The sequence below is a fragment of the Streptomyces sp. NPDC087440 genome (genome assembly GCF_044744005.1).
Classification (GTDB): Bacteria; Actinomycetota; Actinomycetes; order Streptomycetales; family Streptomycetaceae; genus Streptomyces.
This window is the reverse complement of sequence record NZ_JBIUXN010000008.1, coordinates 154,262-172,065: the sequence shown is the minus strand read 5'-3', so window position 1 is coordinate 172,065 and position 17,804 is coordinate 154,262. Positions and strand designations below refer to the sequence as shown.

Annotated in this window: 15 protein-coding genes; 8 read left to right on the top strand and 7 right to left on the bottom strand. The window is 66.8% G+C overall.

The window, feature by feature from the left end:
* Positions 1-65: 65 nt before the first annotated feature.
* The 4 genes from ACIO3O_RS18525 to ACIO3O_RS18510 all read right to left on the bottom strand — a co-directional run bounded on the left by ACIO3O_RS18525 (position 66) and on the right by ACIO3O_RS18510 (position 2,923).
* Entirely contained in the window at positions 66-338 is a 273-nt protein-coding gene (locus ACIO3O_RS18525) for a DUF6412 domain-containing protein (RefSeq protein WP_401747146.1), read from the bottom strand.
* A gap of 79 nt (positions 339-417) precedes the next feature.
* Entirely contained in the window at positions 418-1,932 is a 1,515-nt protein-coding gene (locus ACIO3O_RS18520; RefSeq protein WP_401746840.1) for a sodium:solute symporter, read from the bottom strand.
* On the bottom strand, positions 1,929-2,162 hold the full coding sequence (locus ACIO3O_RS18515) for a DUF3311 domain-containing protein (protein WP_401746838.1): 234 nt from the start codon (positions 2,160-2,162) through the stop codon (positions 1,929-1,931). The genes ACIO3O_RS18520 and ACIO3O_RS18515 overlap by 4 nt, the downstream gene beginning before the upstream one ends.
* Positions 2,163-2,179: 17 nt before the next feature.
* Positions 2,180-2,923: a class E sortase gene (locus ACIO3O_RS18510; protein WP_401747143.1), complete on the bottom strand. Its 744-nt coding sequence runs from the start codon at positions 2,921-2,923 to the stop codon at positions 2,180-2,182.
* A gap of 689 nt (positions 2,924-3,612) precedes the next feature.
* On the opposite strand from ACIO3O_RS18510, the gene ACIO3O_RS18505 reads away from it, so the two are divergent.
* From ACIO3O_RS18505 to ACIO3O_RS18485, 5 genes are all read left to right on the top strand, one after another.
* On the top strand, positions 3,613-4,632 hold the full coding sequence (locus ACIO3O_RS18505; protein ID WP_401746836.1) for an SEC-C metal-binding domain-containing protein: 1,020 nt from the start codon (positions 3,613-3,615) through the stop codon (positions 4,630-4,632).
* Positions 4,633-4,822: 190 nt separating this feature from the next.
* Positions 4,823-6,367, top strand: coding sequence for an ATP-binding protein (locus tag ACIO3O_RS18500; protein ID WP_401746833.1), 1,545 nt, complete (start codon positions 4,823-4,825; stop codon positions 6,365-6,367).
* Positions 6,368-6,404: 37 nt separating this feature from the next.
* Positions 6,405-9,386 carry a Z1 domain-containing protein gene (locus ACIO3O_RS18495; RefSeq protein ID WP_401746831.1) on the top strand — a complete coding sequence of 994 codons (2,982 nt, stop codon included), beginning with the start codon at positions 6,405-6,407 and terminating at the stop codon, positions 9,384-9,386.
* An 87-nt stretch (positions 9,387-9,473) separates the two neighbouring features.
* A complete protein-coding gene (locus ACIO3O_RS18490) occupies positions 9,474-10,436 on the top strand; it encodes a NaeI family type II restriction endonuclease (RefSeq protein WP_401746829.1) in 963 nt (320 codons plus the stop codon).
* Positions 10,437-10,534: 98 nt separating this feature from the next.
* Positions 10,535-11,002: a very short patch repair endonuclease gene (locus tag ACIO3O_RS18485; protein WP_401746826.1), complete on the top strand. Its 468-nt coding sequence runs from the start codon at positions 10,535-10,537 to the stop codon at positions 11,000-11,002.
* Between the two features lie 36 nt (positions 11,003-11,038).
* Here the strand turns inward: ACIO3O_RS18485 and ACIO3O_RS18480 are convergent, their stop codons facing one another.
* The 3 genes from ACIO3O_RS18480 to ACIO3O_RS18470 form a co-directional block, all read right to left on the bottom strand.
* The gene (locus ACIO3O_RS18480; protein ID WP_401746823.1) at positions 11,039-12,223 is read right to left on the bottom strand and encodes a DNA cytosine methyltransferase; all 1,185 of its coding nucleotides are present in this window, start codon (positions 12,221-12,223) and stop codon (positions 11,039-11,041) included.
* A gap of 229 nt (positions 12,224-12,452) precedes the next feature.
* Positions 12,453-12,632 (bottom strand): hypothetical protein, encoded by a 180-nt coding sequence (locus tag ACIO3O_RS18475; protein WP_401746820.1) that lies wholly within the window; start codon positions 12,630-12,632, stop codon positions 12,453-12,455.
* A 49-nt stretch (positions 12,633-12,681) separates the two neighbouring features.
* Entirely contained in the window at positions 12,682-13,134 is a 453-nt protein-coding gene (locus ACIO3O_RS18470) for a hypothetical protein (RefSeq protein WP_401746818.1), read from the bottom strand.
* A 613-nt stretch (positions 13,135-13,747) separates the two neighbouring features.
* Between ACIO3O_RS18470 and ACIO3O_RS18465 the strand changes: the two genes are divergently transcribed.
* The 3 genes from ACIO3O_RS18465 (at position 13,748) to ACIO3O_RS18455 (ending at position 17,776) form a co-directional block, all read left to right on the top strand.
* Positions 13,748-14,440, top strand: a complete 693-nt coding sequence (locus tag ACIO3O_RS18465; protein WP_401746815.1) for a hypothetical protein — start codon at positions 13,748-13,750, stop codon at positions 14,438-14,440.
* Between the two features lie 82 nt (positions 14,441-14,522).
* Complete coding sequence (locus ACIO3O_RS18460) at positions 14,523-15,932, top strand: hypothetical protein (protein ID WP_401746813.1); 1,410 nt, start codon at positions 14,523-14,525, stop codon at positions 15,930-15,932.
* A complete protein-coding gene (locus ACIO3O_RS18455) occupies positions 15,929-17,776 on the top strand; it encodes a DEAD/DEAH box helicase (RefSeq protein WP_401746811.1) in 1,848 nt (615 codons plus the stop codon). The genes ACIO3O_RS18460 and ACIO3O_RS18455 overlap by 4 nt, the downstream gene beginning before the upstream one ends.
* Positions 17,777-17,804 lie beyond the last annotated feature (28 nt).

Here is a 17,804-nt window from a genome sequence, read left to right as displayed (position 1 = left end):
AGGCGCGCATCGGCAGACGACCCACGAGGGGCTCTCAGGGATCGAGCGGTGTGTGTACGAGTCCCCTACGCGGCCGTCGGAGACAGCTGCCCGGGCGCCCTGGGCCGGGGCCTGCCCGAGGCGTCGGGGTCCCGTTGGGCGAGGAAGGCGGTGCGCCGTTCCCGGTCGCGCAGGGCCGTACGTACCTTCGTACGCGGTACGGCGGGGGCCGCACGCCCGGCGAGGAGCGCGCACGCGATGAGCGCGGCCCCGGCGGTGGCGGTGGCGGCGAGCGCGACGGCGCCCGCGAAGCCGAAGCCGCCGAGGTCGAAGAGGACCTGGGCGAGCAGGAAGAACATCAGCAGCGCATAACGCGCACGCGCCACGTTCCCGATCACACCCACCCCTCCTCGCTCTCTCGGACGTACGTGATGCGGCTCAGCGTGCCACGGTCTCGGCACCCTTGGCCAGCGGCTCGTCCAGCGGGTCGCGGGCGAGCACCTGGTCGTCGGGCCGGTCGTCGTTCTCGGCGGGCCCACCACAGGAGACGCCGAGCGCGACCAGGAGGTTGAGTGCCAGCGCCACAATTCCCGCGTTGGTCCCCCAGAGCGGGTCGTTGCCCGTGAACACCAGCGCGCACACGACCCCCACCCCCACCACGAGCCCGCTGAGCGCCCCGGCGAGGGTGAGCCTGCGCCACAGCAGCCCCAGCAGCAGCATGGGCAGGAGCTGGGCCATGCCTTCGTACGAGATGAGCGAGAGCCGGACGAGGGTGTTGGGCGCGGTGTACGTGAGGAGGAGCGCGAGGCCCCCCGCCACGACCACCACGACCTGCGAAGCGGCCTTCTCCCGCCCCCGCCACCGGGGCATGAGCCCGAGCACGCTGCGCCCCCACATCGTGCCGATGACCAGCATGAACACGGCCATCGGCACGATCGACGAGAGCGCGGCGGCAACCCCGACGACCCCGACCAGCCACGCGGGCAGCGAGTCGACGACCAGCTTGAAGAGCGCGAGGTTGGAGTCGGCGCCGGTGAGCCCCGGGACGACGAAGAGGGCGGCGATGCCGAGCAGCATCGGCACGAAGAGCAGGACGTTGTAGGCGGGCAGCCACATGGCGTTGCGCCGCAGCCCGTCGGCGGACTTCGCGCCGAGGTATCCGGCGACGGTCGTCGGGAAGATGACGACGGTCAGCGAGTTCAGGAACGACGTGGTGATGAACCACCACTGCCCGAATCCGCTGTCCCCGTGCCCGGGAAACGTCAGCCACTCCGCCTTCTCGGCCACGACCCGTCCGAGGAAATTCTCGTACCCGCCGAAATAATGCAGCGGTACGTAGACGGCCAGGAATCCGAGCGTCAGAATCACCAGGACGTCCTTCAGCACGGAAACCCAGGCGCTGCCCCTGAGCCCGCTCACGACCACGAACCCCACCGTGACCGCGAATCCGATGAAATACGCCCAGTTGAGGCTGATGGCACCGTACGAAATCGTCGACACGACCACCCCCATCCCGGTGATCTGCAACTGAATGTACGGAAGCAGGAAAACGGAGGCGAGAACGGCAACGACCGCCCCGACCCATTTCCTCCCGTACCGGTGGGCCACCATGTCCGTAATCCCGACAAGCGCGTGCTTGCGCGCGTACGACCACAGCATCGGCCCGACGACATACCCCACCGCGTAACCGCACGACATGTACGCCACGACGTACAGCACCGGGGCGCCGTAGTTGTACCCCCACCCCGCGGCACCGAGATAACTGAAGCTCGTATATCCCTCACCGGCCATCAGCACCCAGATGAAGACGGCCCCGAGGCTGCGCCCGCCCACCGACCACTCGGCGAGCCCCCCTTGGCCGCCCCCGCGCCCGCGCATGGCGAGCAGGCCGAGCCCGACCGTCGCGACCATGAAGACACCGAAGATGGACGTCGCCACCACTGCGGAACTCATCGCCTGTGGTCCCCCCGCCAGGTCAGCCACACGGCGACGGGCGTGAGCAGCGTCGCCCCCAGCAGCCATACGAACAGGAACGGCAGCCCGAACACGACGGGCTGCACCCGGTTCACGAGCGGCAGCGCGCCGAGGTACAGGACGTACGGCACGGCCAGCCACAGCAACTGCGGCCGCCGCCTGCGTCCGGTCCCCGGGGGGCCGTCTCCACGATGATCATCACTCGCCACGCGGGGCACCCTAGCCCCTACTTGGGCGCCGTCCCGGCCAACGTCGCCCAGATCACCAGCCGGTACGTCGAGGTGAACTCGGGAGTGCAGGTGGTGAGGGTGAGGTAGTGGCCGGGCTCGCCGAAGCCCCGCCCGGGGTGCACCGCGCTGCGCGGCACGGGGGCGATGACGCCGACGTCCCGGGCGGAGGTCTGCGGGACGCCGCCGCTGACGACGTACGTGTAGACCGCGTCCCGGGTCTCGACGAGGACCCTGTCCCCCTTGCCGAGACGGTTGATGTACCGGAAGGGCTCGCCGTGGGTGTTGCGGTGCCCGGCGAGCGCTACGTTCCCGGCCCGGCCGGGCTGGGCGGTGCCGGGGTAGTGCCCGACGTACCCCTTGTCGAGGACCCCGCGCTTGCCGACGCCCTGGGCGACGGGGGCGACGACGCCGACCGCGGGGATGCGCAGCACGGCGTACGCCTGGTCCCAGCGGGGCCGGACGGGCGGCTTCGGAACCTTCCCGACGGGCCGGGTACGCGGGGGCGGACTGCCGGACTCCCCGCCCCCACCCGCCACCTCCTCCCCTGACTCCTCGGGCTCCGCTCCTTCCTCCGGCACCCCTTCCTCCGGCACCTCCTGTGCCGGGACCACTCCCTCGCCCTCCCCCCACTCCCGCACGAGCGACCGCACGGTCTCGGCGGCCCCGCTGCGGGCCTCCCGATTCGTCCACCACACCTGATGCACGACGAGCAGCAGCAACACGACCCCACAGGTCACCACCACTTCCGCCCCACCCCACAACCACCACCCGACCCGGCCCCGCCGCCGGACGGGCCGCCGTCCGGGCCCTCGCCCCCGCCCTGCGGGCCGCAGGAATCGCCTCAGCCCTGCGGTGAGCCCTGTGGGCCGCACGAATCGCCTCAGCCCTGTGGGCAACAGGGCCGCCCAGGGGGCGAGGGGGGTACCCCCTGCTCGAGCGGAGCCGAGAGCTTGGGGGAGGGTGGGCACAGGGCGGCCCCCTCGCCGCCGGGCGGCCCCCTCCCCCACCTGCACCCCCGACTCCGGCCTCCCCCGACTCGGCCCCTTCACCCGCACCCCGGACTCGGGCCTCCCCCGACTCGGCCCCTTCACCCGCACCCCCGACGCCGGCCGCCCCCACCTCCGCCTACTCACCCGCACCCCTCCCGTCTCACCCCGACCCGACCCGCCCCGCCCCGCCCCGCCGCCCGTAAGAGCCCCACCCGTACCCGTACCGACCGAAATGCCCCCACCTCACCCCGTACCAATTTCGCGCCCGCAAGATAGCCCCCACCCCCTCAACTCACCACCCCGAACACCACGTTCCCCCACCTCCCCACCGGGGAAAGCTCCCGTACATGCACACCCCCGCCCCCGCCACGGACCGCACCCCGAACCCGCCCCCGCAGCTCCCTCTCACCCGCGCCCCTTACCGCAGTACGGTGTCCCCCATGCGCCCCGACACGCCTTCGCCCGCCGACCACACGACCGAAGCCGAACGTCTGCTGCGCACCGCGGCGCAGTACCCCGAGGACCAGGAGCCCCTGCTCCTCCAAGCGGCGGCCCACCTGGAGCTCGCCGGCGACCGCGCCCGCGCCGCCACCCTCTACGACCAGCTGCTCACCGCGCCGACCCCCGAGAGCACCCCGCTCATCAAGGCCCTCAAGGCGGCGAACCTGTGGGAGTACGGCCACGAGGCCGAGGCCCGCGCCATCATCGACGGCATCCGCACGAGCGCCCCCCGCACGCCCCAGCCCTGGGTGGTCCTCGCCGAGGCCCTCGAAAACCACGACGAACTCCCCCAGGCCCACGAGGCGTACACCACGGCCCTGACCCTCCTCGTCGACCCCGCCGAGGAAGTCCCGTACGCGACCCGCCCGCTCCTCACCGGCCGCCACCGCGTGCGCCGCATGCTCGGCAAGGCCCACGACAACTGGGACGCCCTCGCCGACACGGTCAACCCGGGCCCGGTCACCCTGGACGAACTCCACGACCCCAAGCGCCTGTGGGCCCTCGGCTCCTCCGACCCCGCCGAACTCCGCGCCGAGATCACCCGCCTCCAGGCAGAACTCGGCAGCTACCGCGCCGCCCTCTCCCGCCCGTTCCCGGTGGCCCTGCTCCACTGGCCCGCCACGGAGTACGCGGAACTCCTCGCCACCCACCCCATCCTGGCCGCCGAGTACCCCGCCACCCACGCCGAGCACCTGTCGACGCTCGAATCCTCCCTCCGCGAACTCGCCTCGGCCGGCACCCCCAACCTCGGCGTCGTCACCGGCTCCATCCCCTCCTACGAGGCCTTCGCCGCCTCCGAACGCACCTCCCCCGACTCCCCCTCCCTCCTCGCCGAATACGCCACCACCCTCGCCGCCCGCGGCCGCGCCGTCCCCTGGCCCCCCACGGCGACGACGGCATGCTGGTGCGGCTCGGGCAACGCGTACCGCGACTGCCACGGGGTCGCCGGGCTGGCGTGAGCGCGCCCTCAGCCCACCCGCCCCACCCCCGCAGCTGCACGAGGCGAGGCCTTTCGGCCACCCTCCTCCGGGACTTTCTCCCCTGGCCCCGCCTCGTGCAGTAGCTTCACCATCATCATTTGACCCTTTGACTGGCCGCCCCTCCCCCACGCAGGCCATGTCCTGTGTGCGTTGCGCGAGGTAGAGAGCCATGCCGTACGAACCCGGCGCCGACTGGCAGTACGACGTACCCACCAGCGGCAGCAAGCGGCTGCCCCCGGATGCCCGGTACGTGGAGGCACTGACCCACCAGGGCTACGGCTTCGAGGCGGCCGTCGCCGACCTCGTCGACAACTCGCTCGACGCGGGCGCCCACAAGGTCGTCATCAGCTTCCTGCGTGACGAAGACCGCCTGGTCAGCCTGCTGATCGTCGACGACGGCCAGGGAATGGACGAGTCCGGCCTGGACACCGCGATGACGGTCGGCGGGCAGCAGCACTACTCGCCCGGCGCACTCGGCAAGTTCGGTACGGGCCTCAAGGCCGCGTCCATGTCGATCGCCGACGCTCTCACCGTGATCAGCCGTACGAAGAAGAGCCCGTCCTCCGGCCGTCGCTGGCTGACCGCACGCGCGCGCGAGGACTTCCGCTGCGACATCGTGAACCCGGCGTACTGCCAGGACCTGGTCGACCGCTACGACGGCGTGATCGGCTGGCACGGCACGGTCATCCGCTGGGACGGTGTCCGGGATTTCGAGAGCATCGCCCAGGACCAGACCGACCGCTTTCTCGACGAAACGATCGAGAAGCTCGAAACCCACCTCGGCCTGTACCTGCACCGCTTCCTCGCCCGGGACGACTTCCACCTGGACATCGCAGTGGAGGAAGTCCACACCCGCGAGATCCTGGACCAGCGGGCAGTCCTCCCGATCGACCCCTTCGGCTACCGCGTCCCGGGCAAGGCCGGCTATCCCCGTACCCTCACCGCCCCGGTCGAGGGCGTCGGAGACGTGACACTCACCGCACACATCTGGCCCCCGAAGTCCCCGCTCACCGGCTTCCGGCTGTCCCGCCTGGGCACCCTCACCGACCACCAGGGCTTCTACTTCTACCGGAACAACCGCCTTGTGCAGGCGGGAGGCTGGCACGGTTTCCGCCTCACCGAACCGCACCTCAACCTCGCACGCGTGGCCGTCGACCTCCCCGACGCCCCCAACGACGTCTTCAAGCTCACCGTCAAGAAGGACGGCATCAATACGACGCTGGCCTTCTCCCGCGGCGTCGAAAAGGCAGTGGACGCCGACGGCAGGACCTTCATCCACTACCTGCGGGACGCCGAGTCGGTCTACCGCGAGGCGTCCTCACGCGCGGAGGTGAAGCGCAAGGCGGTCATCCCGCCCGGCAAGGGCCTGGACCCGAAGATCAAGCGCGCCATCAGCGAGGAACTGCCGGAGAAGACGAGCGAAGACCCCATCGCCCTCAGCTGGGTCTCCACCCTCTCCGAGGATCGCTTCTTCGACCTGGACCGCGAGAACCGCGTCATCCAGCTCAACAAGTCCTACCGTGACGCCTTCAACGGCGACCGCCGTGGCGGCTCCAACGACGCCCCGGTCGTCAAGACGCTCCTCTACCTCCTCCTCGAAGAGCTCTTCGGCTTCGCCCGCTGGGAGAAGAAGCGCAGCGACCAGCTGGACTACTGGAACACGATCCTGCTGGCAGCGGTACGCGCGGAACGCGCCCGCCAGGCCGCCAACTGACTTCCCTGCCCTTCCGTTGAGAGGCCATAGCTTCACCATGACTGACGACTCCCTGCTGGAAATCCACGAGGCGGCACTGGGCGGCATGCCCAAGCGCCCGCGCATGTTCGCCCGGCTGGCACAGGACGCGGCCGACGAGGACTTCCCGAATGCGGACCTCAGCGACGAGACGTTCCTCAAACGCCTCGCCACCGAAGGCGATCCGCTGCGTGCCCTGTGGACTCGTTACGTCACCGCGTGGGACTTCGCCGAGGACGCCTCCTGGTCGCAACACCCGCCTCGCACGCCCGGCCGCCGCGCTGATGCGTATGCACGCCTCTGCTTCGACTACGGCGTACGCGACGCCCTCGACGACATCGTCCCGCTGCCCCTCAGCTCCCCCCAGAGCATCGTCAAGATCACCAACGACGAGGGCTTCGTCCCCTGGTACACCCGCGAGAACGCGTCCGCCCGCTCCTTCTACTGGTCGGCGTACGAGCGCTACCTGCGCGAGACTAAGAACTGGAGCGAGGACGCGATAGCCACCCTCGACGAGGCGAGCCACAGCGTCGTCGAACGCCTAGCTGACCCCACACGCCCCGACGAGTACGGCGCCCGTGGCCTGGTCGTCGGCTACGTCCAGTCCGGCAAGACCGCCAACTTCACGGGCGTAACCGCCAAGGCCATGGACGCCGGCTACCGCCTGGTCATCGTCCTGGGCGGCACTCTGAACCTGCTCCGCAACCAGACGCAGCGGCGCCTCGACATGGAACTGGTCGGCCAGGAGAACATCCGGCGCGGAGTCGCCCCCACCGACCTCGACGCCCTGATCGGCATCGACTACCAGGACGACGAGGACTGGCCGCAGAAGTTCGTCTCGCACGGGAACCGCCCCTCCTACCTGAATTCCTTCAACATCGAGCGCCTCACCAAGCGCGACGGCGACTACAAGAGCCTCGAACAGGGCATCCGCACCCTGGAGCCGGAGAAGCGCGACCGCCGCCTTCCCCTCTACGCCCCCGAGAACCTCCACCACGCGGACGCCCGCCTGATGGTCGTGAAGAAGAACAAGTCGGTCCTCACCAAACTCGTCAAGGACTTGAAGCAGATCGGTAACGCGATCCTCTCCGAAATCCCGGTCCTGATCATCGACGACGAGTCCGACCAGGCCTCCGTCAACACCACCAACCCCACCAAGCGGAAGTCAGGCGAGGTCACCCGCACGGCCATCAACGGCCTGATCTCTCAGCTCCTCACCCTGCTCCCTCGCGCCCAGTACGTCGGCTACACGGCGACCCCCTTCGCCAACGTATTCACCGACCCGGGAGACGAGGAGGACATCTTCCCGCGCGACTTCCTGATCTCGCTGCCCCGCCCCAAGGGCTACATGGGCGTCCAGGAGTTCCACGACCTCGACTCCCCTGTGCCCGTCGACGAACGCACGGTCGCCAACTCCCAGGAGAAGGCCCACGTCCGCGGCATCTACGACAAGGACACGGACGGCCGTCTCCAAGAGGCCATGGACGCCTTCATCCTCTCCGGCGCCCTCAAGCTCTACCGCGAAGACCACGACGTCCCCGCCGGCCCCTTCCGCCACCACACGATGCTGGTCCACGAGTCGGTCCGCATGGACGACCACAGCATGCTGGCCCTGCGCATCAACTCCATGTGGCACCAGGCCGGTTACACCAGCGCCACCGGCCACCTGCGCCTCGCCGACCTCCTCGAATCGGACTTCCGTAAGGTCTCCGAAGCCCAGGGCGCCACCCCGGACGGCACCCCACTGCCCTTCCCCGACACCTACGACGACCTGAAGCCGTACGTCTTCGCCGCCCGCCAGCGCATCAACGAAGGCGGCGACCCGGTCGTAGTCGTCAACGGCGACACCGACCGCTTCTTCGCCCAGATGCCCCTGGACTTCGACCGCACCCCGCACGTCTGGAAGATCCTGGTCGGCGGCACAAAGCTCTCCCGCGGCTTCACCGTCGAAGGCCTGACCGTCACCTACTACCGCCGCACCACCCAGCAGGCGGACACCTTGATGCAGATGGGCCGCTGGTTCGGCTTCCGCCCCAACTACCAGGACCTGGTCCGCCTTTACATCGGCCGCGAAGAAGCCTTTGGCCGCTCCGGCAAGAAGGTGGACTTGTACGAGGCATTCGAAGCCATCTGCCAGGACGAGGAAGACTTCCGCGCCGAGCTGGACCGGTATTCAGTCCTGGTCGACGGGAAGCCGCAGGTGACTCCTGAGCAGGTACGGCCCCTGGTCTCGCAGCACCTCCCATGGGTCAGGCCTTCGGCGCGCAACAAGATGTACAACGCCGAGCTCCTGGAGATTCGCTCCCCGGGACAGCCCATCGAGCCGAGGTTCTACCCGCGGGAAGGTGCCGCCATCGGCCGCAACACGGAACGCTGGCGCTCCGTCCTCGACGCCCTCTCGGGCCCGACGACGGCCTGCCAACTGCTCCCCAGCCCCACGAACCCCCTGGCCCGCACTTTCCTTGCCTCCACCGCCCTCGTCCCCCACGCCGAGCTCTTGGGAGTGCTGAGCGGCCTGGACTGGGAGGACGAAGGAACCTTCATGGCCCCCCACCTCGCCTATCTCTCCCAGCTGGACGGAAAGCTGGCCAAGGTCGACGACTGGCTCGTCATCACACCACACCTCACCAGCGGCTATCACGTCGAAGCACAGCTGCACGGCCAGCCGCTCCCCCTCCACCGCCGTACCCGCGACGACAAGAAGCCCTTCAACCGCATCGCCAGCGCCGACCACCGCATGTACGCCCAACAACTGACCGACGCAGCCACCCAGGGAACGCCCCTCGACTCCTCACTCTCCGTCGGCCCCCACCGTGGAGTCGCGCTGCTCTATCCGGTCATCGAGGCCCCAACTCACGACGCCCTCAAGCAGATTGCTGCCAGCGGAACGGTGAACCCCTCCCAGACCATCATGGCGTTCACCCTCACGCCGCCCCGCTCCGCAATCGACTCCAAGAGGAAGTTGCTCCGGTACCGGACGATGGACTCGCGTCAGGGCTAGGGCATAGCTCTCGCTCCATGCTATAGCGTGTCGCCCGCACGCCGAATCCTGCTCCTTTGATCTCAACTCGCCGCAGAAGAGGCCCCTTTGCTTCCCTTCGATGCTTCAGCCGCGCTCACCATCCAGACTCAGCCAGCCTTCGGAACGGATGCTGAGCTGGCCGCCGTACACAAGCAGTTGCTGCTACTGGATCCCACCGGAGCACGTTTCGCGGCAGTACTCCGAGACACGATCGACCAACTGCTCAACGGCGAGGTCACCGGTCGCTACGACTGGGAGACTCTGTTCAAGACAGAGAGAACCCACGCCGGCACCCTCGTGGAGATCAATCTCCAACGTGAGTTTCGGTTCGACGACGGCGAAGCAATGGACTACCGCATCGCCGGCATTGAGGTCGACTGCAAGTACTCGCAGAGATTTGGCGGCTGGATGATTCCCCCGGAAGCAATGGGCCATCTGTGCCTGCTGGTTTGGGCTGACGACTACAAAAGCCGCTGGAGCGCCGGAATCTTCCGAGTCCGCGAAGAATGGCTTAACCGCGGCGGTAACCGCGACTCCAAGCTCACAGTGAAGGCTCAGCACCGCAACCAGATCGCGTGGCTCTGGCGCGACGCTGAGCTCCCTGAGAACGTACTACTGCACATGGACCCGCTCGACCGCGAAGCCGTCTTCGCCTCAAAGTCCGGCCAACAGCGCCTGAATGAGCTGTTCCGGCGAGCACAAGCCCGGCGCCTAGGGCGGAATGTCATCCGCACCGTCGCTCAGCAGAAGGACTACATGAAGAGGGTCCGGGGCAACGGCGGAGCCCGCTCTGCTCTACGGCCCGAAGGCATCCTGATCATGGGCGACTACGACAGCCACCGCTCTGTCGCCGCCCAGCTCAGCGTGCCGGTGCCCGGCGAAGGCGAGTTCGTCAGCGTACGAGTGGCGGAGGTTCCCGCTACGACGGCCGCCCGTCCCGCCGTCGTACTCGACGACCGCTGCTGGGCAGTGGCCACGCCCGATGACGGGCCCTGCGTGGCACCGGAGCTGCCGAAGCACACCAAGTAGGACTGCGACAGGACCACTCCTCCGCCTGCTCTGGAGGTTTTGGATAGCCTGCCGGGGCAAGCCTCGCGGGCAGGGTGGCGGATGGAGGTCCTGAGTACGTGCCTGAGGAACAGTGGGAGCCGCCTGTCGGGTCATGGGCTTCATCTGCTGCGCGTCGCCGCAACATGCAGGCGATCCGCAGCCGCGACACCAAGCCGGAACTCCTGGTCCGGCGGCTTCTCCATGCCCAAGGCCTGCGCTACCGGGTAGCTGCCAAGCCCTTGCCAGATCTGCGGCGCACCGCCGACCTGGTGTTCCGCCCCGCGCGGGTCGCGGTGTTCATCGACGGCTGCTACTGGCACGGCTGCCCCGAGCACTACGTGCCGCCGAAGTCCAACTCCGTTTACTGGTCAGACAAAGTGGCCCGCAATATGGCAAGAGATCTCGATACCAATCTCCGCCTCACCGAGGCCGACTGGCTCGTGCTCCGCTTCTGGGAACACGAGCCATCAGCCGAGTGTGCAGTACGGATCGCCGATGAGGTCCGCGAGCGGCGAGCGGAGATCGGCAAGCCCGGTGGCGAGTGACAGGCAGACAAAGGCCACCCGCCAGCGAACGCTCGCTCAGTGCGCATCCCGCTTACGAGCTGCACGCAGCACATCGATGATCGATTTACCGACGGCTTCCGCTACTGGGGGCGGAAACGCGTTGCCCACCTGCCGGTACTGCGCTGTCTTCCCACCAGTGAACTCCCAGTCGTCCGGGAAACCCTGGATGATTGCTGCCTGCCGAACGGTGAGCATGGGGCCGCCCTCGCGGAAGAGATCGCGTCCGTGGGTTTCCTTGGCCTTGCAGAGCTCGATGTCGTTGGCGACGCCGAGCCCCGAAACCCCGAGCTTCGCCCAGGCTGCCTTCGCCCTGCTGGGGCCGAGGTCCGCACCCCCGTGCTTCTTGGAACCTCCGACCAAGGTGGGCGCGATTCCGCCACCACCCTTACCTTCTAGCTCCGCGTGCCGCTCCGTCGCCATGCGAAGCCACAGGCGGTGCTTCTCACGGGCGATGGCATCATGCTCCCCGTTGTAGTACCGCTCGTAGCGCTGCTTCATCGACGGCCCGAGCGCCTCGGCAACGCTGACCGGCTTCTCGTGCGTGGCAGTCGGCCACTTGTACGTCAGCCCCTTGAGGATGTCGTCCCTGATAGCTACGAGAATGGCCCGGGGGCGCAGCTGCGGCACACCAAAGTTACTGGCCTCCAGCACATCCCACTCACACACCGTGTAGCCAAGTCCTGGGTCGGATGCCTCCGCGCCGTCTTCGCTACGGTATTTGCCACCTTGCAGCCGGGCCGAAATCCAGTCCCGGTAATCAGAAAACTTGGGGTCCTTGATACCCCGTACGTTCTCGATCATCACCGCACGCGGATTCAGCTCCTTGACGAGCTCAAGCATCCGGGGAAAGAGGTCGCGCTCGTCGTCTCTGCCAAGTTGCTTCCCCGCGTGAGAGAAGGGCGGGCAGGGAACGCCACCTGCGAGGAGATCCAGACCGTGCTCCGCGAGCAGCTCGCCGCTCTTCAGCAGGTCTTTCGCAGGGGAGAATTCCTTGACGTCAGCAGTCAGTACGTCACAACGCTCCCTCTCCCACTCCCATCCCGCGCGGTGCTTCACGTTCACTTCGAGGGTCGTCGCCGCGTGCGGATCGATCTCCACCAGTGCGAGGTGCTGGAATCCTGCCCGGTGCAGTCCGATCGCCTGCCCGCCAGCCCCGGCGCAGATCTCAATCGAGGTGAAGCCCACATCAGTGCTGTTCATGCACCCTCCTTACACACTTGCACGACAGACGCATTCTGCAGCCTGTCCTCACAGAGGGTGACATGCCCCACTGACAACGCCATCTAGTGTGCGCTACGCGCGGCTTTACCCAGAACGCCCCTGCTGGTGGTGCATCCATGAGAATCCGCGGATGCGCCACGGGCAGGGGTGGGGCGAGCATGAGGCGACGTCCCGTGGAGAGACCGGGCCCTGTCAGAGTCAGCGCACGTCAGACCGAGGCGGCCCCCGGCTTGGTGTCAGCGCTGCCACAACGCGTGATCGTCACGGTGAGCTGTTCTACCTGCGTCCAGTTCCCGTCGGGATAAGAGGTGGGTTCAGCCTCCTCTTCCCACAGGACCCGGGTCGTGATCTCGGCCCAACGGGATTGCTTGGCATGGTTGTCCATCACGGTGCTCTCCTCGCGTGCTGGTGAACGGAAGGGGGTGGGGCAGGGTTTTCTACGCGGTCCCGGCCTGGAGTGTCCGGGCAGTGACTGTGACGGGAATGGCCGCCCGCATAACTGTTTCCGCGTACGCGGCGAGGTCCAGGCCCATGAGAGCGAGAGCAAGAAGCATGGCCTCACCATGCGACCGCTCTCGGCCTCCGAGGAGGACAGCTTCCGCAAGGCTGATGTGTCCCATCGCATCAAGTTCAGCGATGATCGCACCCAGCTCCTCGGGGGTCTTGGTCTTGCTGACAGACCAGGCGAGTCCTAGTACGCTCCGGCGGTCACCGTCCGTGTGAGCTGCCAGCAACTCGGTGACTGTCTCGTTCTCAGTTCCGGCGGAGAGGCGGTTTTCTGAGTTGCGCCGGTCCGCCGCCGGTCGCGTTGCCGAAAGAGCGCCGGAGGCCAACGGCTGAGCTGTCCGCCGTCCCGCCGCCCCCGTGTTCATCGCCGCATTCTTGTCCATAGCCCGCCTGCGACGACAGGCAGCCGCGTTACGCAAGCGTTCCAGTTCAGCAATCGTGACGGGCGCCTTCTTCGCCAAGACCGCCTCGACTCGCTGGTGCATTGCCCGGAGCTGCCGCAGCTCGGGCACCCGGCGGCCTATCCAGTACGAAGACAGGCTGCCGGGCGAGATACCCAGGTACTGCGCCCTGGTCGCCTGCCGCGTGCTCGGCAGAGCGCCAAACAGTCGGCGCAACGCGTCGGCGAGTCTTATCCGTTCCTCATTGCACCCCTCCCAATAGCCCATAGTCACGTGCCCTTGTGCGGCCACGTACGCCCCCTCATGCGAGTACGAACTGAGATAGCGACCAGTCTGACGCGGCCAGGGGGGACGAGCGCAACCCTTCTGACTGAATTCCCACCCCCACCTGTTTTCGGTTACGCGCATGACCAAGTTTTCATTTAGCCGACAAGCCAGGCGACATGTTTGCATTTACCTCTCGATGAACCCTAAAGACTTGCTTTTCACCCCCATGCCCGAGTCCAATGAGAGGCATGCACATCGCCCTTGCGGTCAGATTCCACAGAGCTGCAATCGGATCATGTGCAACAGATCGCAATGAAAGGGACAAGGCGTGACTTCTCAGGAGATTCCGTCGTGGCAGGACACGAACCGGGGCACCATGATCCGGTGCGCCCTGTGGCTCGTCAGCGTGGTGGGCGAGGGCAGCGTCTTCACGAAGACCGAACTCCGGGAGGCTTTCCCTGAAACGTCGCAGATCGACCGCCGCATGCGGGATCTGCGCGACCGGGGCTGGGTCATCGCCACCAACCGGGAAGACGCCACGCTGACCTCGAGCGAGCACCGCTTCGTCTCCATGGGAGCCGAGGTCTGGAAGCCCGGACAGGCGAGGGCGAAGACGCCGGCGGCCACGATCACCGCTACGCAGCGCCGCGAGATCTTCGATGTCGACGATCACCTCTGCCGGATCTGCGGCATCGCGGCCGGCGAGCCCTACGAGGGGAGTCCGGAGACCGCACAGCTCGATGTGGCACGGCGCGATGTCCTGAAGGCTGGGGGAAGCGTGGTGACCGAAATGGTCACCGAGTGTCGGCGGTGCCGGATCGGCGGCCGGGGCCGCACGGCGGACCTGGTCGGCTTCATGGAGAGAATGGAACAGATGGGCGGGATCGAACGTGAGCACTTCGCCCAGTGGCTGGCAGCCGACCGCAGGGACTTCAGCATGATGGAGCGGCTGTGGGGCGAGTACCGCACCCTGCCGGCTGAGTCCCGGAAGGCCGTCCGGGATGCTGTGAACAAGGCGTAGATTCGGCCGGCGGGCAGTGCAGCGGACGCGGAAGCACCCTGGTCGGCGACTGCCACGGACGGGAAACCAAGGAGAAATACAGATGCGGAAGTTTGACCTCCCGCCCAGGGCAGAGCAGAACACCGAGCTCGTAGCGAAGCGGCTGAAGGAGGTCTTGGAGGGGGACGGCCCCAAGGAGACGGTGACCGTCGAGTGGAACGGGCGTCCCCTGCACGTCGGTGTCATCGACATGCAGCTGCGGGACCTCTACTACAACCCGGCGACCCACCGCATCCGGGCCCAGCTCGACCACAAGCCGAAGCTGGCCGCACGCCTGGAGGCAGAGCCCTGGCTGGACGAGAGCCAGAACTACCTGCACAGCCTGCTCGTCGGGAAGCCGACCAACCCGGACGAGCTGGACCCTGAGTTCCTGACTCTGATGGAGAGCCTGGAGAAGGTAGAGCAGCAAGAACCAGGGCTGATCACCCACTCCGGAATCCTGGTCAACGGGAACACCCGAGCCGCCGCACTGAAGAACCTGAAGAAGCCCTTCATTCGCGTCGGTGTCCTCCCGCCCTCCTTCACCTGGGATGACATCAACGCGGTCGAGCTCTCCCTGCAGCTGAGGCACGACCGGCGCAGGGAATACTCCTACATCAACCGGCTTCTCGCTATGGAGGAGCAGGAGATGCTGGGGCGCGCTGCTGACGACATCGCCCGGTCATTCCATATCCAGAAGAAGACGTTCTTGCAGGAGCGTTGGATCCTTGGGGTAATTCAGGAAATGATCGAACGCAGCAAAACCGCTGACGGATCCCAGCTCACGCTTGCAGACTTCGAAGGACATCAGGAAAACCTGAAGGAACTGCACCGAACCTATACCAAAACTGCGGCGATCAATCAGGATACTGCGGACCAGCTCAAGGAAAACCGAATCGTCGCAATTATCCTCGACTTCGCAAAGACGCAGACCCGGCATATCGGTGGCGAGTTCCACAGCAAGTACCTGGAAAAGTCGCTTCCGCAAAGCCTAAAGAAGGCCACTGAAGACGGCGCCGTGATCGGAATTCCGGGCCTCAGTGTTACCGTGTCGGCTCCTTCCGGCACAGTGGCTCAGGCTCGCGCTGTTACAGATCAGCTCTTGCAGGCGAAAGCCCTGACCACCGCCCGGAGTATCCCGGCCGAAGCCCGCGAGGAAGCCCAGAGGGTGGTTGCAGAAGTACGCAAAAGGGTCGGCCGGGCGTTGGATGAGGCCGCCCGTGATGACCGACTGAAAAAGGTGCAGCAGACCGCAGCGGAACGGCTCGATGACGCACGTGCTTCCGTGGACCAGTGTGTCAGCGACCTCGCCACGGCCTTCTCCACCAGCAGCCTGGACGAAGGGACCTTTGACGCCGCTCTGGTCCGGCTCAAGGCAAGCCTGGACAAGCTGGCCCGGTCCGCTCACCGTGGTGTGACCTCCCGGGAGGAAGGCATGATCTGGCTCCTCAAGGCGAGCGGGTACGAGGCGTGACACAGGCCGGTGATGCGTCGCTGCGGATCGGCTTCGATCCGACGCGTACCAAGGTGCTCTTGCGCTCGGACCCCGCCAACCATGGACACCTGGTTCGGCTGAGCGCCCGGTACAGCTCAGGAAGCCAGCGGGGTCGGTACACGGCCGCGGTTGACCTGGAGGACTTCCTCGCCCAGCTCCCGCTTCTCGCTACCTGGCACGATCCCGCTGGGGTCAACTTCGATCCGGATCTCCGGGAGCTGGCCGAAGGATCCGTACGGGACGCGAGCGCGGTTGAGGCGCGGCTGGCCGCAGGGACACAGGGCGAGGAGGTAGCCGGCGAGGTCTCTCTCGACCAGATCCCAAAACCGCTGCTGGGACTCGACTGGGTAGGCCCACTGACGAAGTTCCAGAAGCGCGATATCGCCAAGCTGCTGTCCTTGACGCACGGAGCGAACTTCAGTGTGCCCGGGGCCGGTAAGACCCGAGCCAGCATGGCTGTCTTCGCGGCCCTCCGGCACGCCGGCAAGGTAAAGCGCCTGCTGGTGGTCGGACCCAAGTCCGCTTATGAAGCGTGGCAGGAAGAAAGCAGCCGCTGCTTCTCATCGCCACTGGAGGTACAGGTCTTCGCACGCCACCCCGACGAGGGCGTGGACGTACTCCTGGTGAACTATGAGCGGCTCTACCGCTATCAGACCGAACTCGCGGAGTGGCTGAGCGCGGCACCGGCTCTCATGGTGCTGGACGAGGCTCACCGTATGAAGCTCGGTGTCCGCGGAACTTACGGCTCCACCTGCATGGCACTCGGCCCGCTAGCCCGCCATCGCCTGATCCTCACCGGCACTCCCGCACCCAACGGCCGCAAGGACCTGGAGAGCCTGCTGTCCTTCGTCTGGCCGGGACACGGCCGCCGCGCGGTGGACCGGGCGATGGCCGGCGGAGACCTGGCCCACGCGAGCAGAGTACTCAGGCCGCTCTTCACCCGCACCACGAAGAACGAACTGGATCTTCCGCCACTGGACGTACGGAGGCTTCCTGTCAGGCTTCCTGCTGCCCATCGCGAGCTGTACAACGCCTTGATGAACAAAGGTGTGGGGCTGGAAAGTCCGGACCAAGAGGAGTTTGCCCGGCTCGGAAAGGTGCTCTCCTATCTCATGATGGCGAGCACTAACCCGGCACTTCTGGATGGCAGTTCAGGCAGGTATGAACCGCTTCCCGTATTCACCTCCGAGTTCAGCGCACCGGCGGACTCATCGATCCGGGACATGCTGCGCAACCTTCCCCGCTACGAGCTGTCCCCGAAGTACAAGGCTGTTCTGGATCTGGTGGCCGAAAACAGCCGCCAGGGGAGGAAAACCCTGGTCTGGTCCACATTCATCCGCAACCTCACCACACTGGAGAGCGCTCTGCGGGATTTCCAGCCCGCTATTGTGCACGGCGGAACGCTGGACCGCGACGAAGAGATCCATCGCTTTCGCTATGACCCCGACTGCATGGTGCTGCTGTCGAACCCCGCGACCCTGGGTGAGGGCATCAGTCTTCACCATGAATGCCATGACGCCATCTATGTAGACCGTGATTTCTCCGCCGGAAGGTACCTCCAGAGCCTGGACCGCATTCACCGACTCGGTCTTAGCCCAGGGACACGCACACACATCACCGTCCTCACCGCCACGGGCACCATCGATGACCGCGTCCATGAACGTCTCGGCCACAAGCTGGAGTTCATGGGTCAAATCCTTGATGACCCTTCCGTCCAGGAACTGGCCGACCCGGCGGAAGAAGCAGGCCTCTGGGGCATGGACGCTGCGGACCGCGCTGCGCTCCTCGCGCACCTGGAAGAGCGCGCCGCGCCTCTGGCGTAACCGGCTCACTCCACCTGCCAGTCTTCGG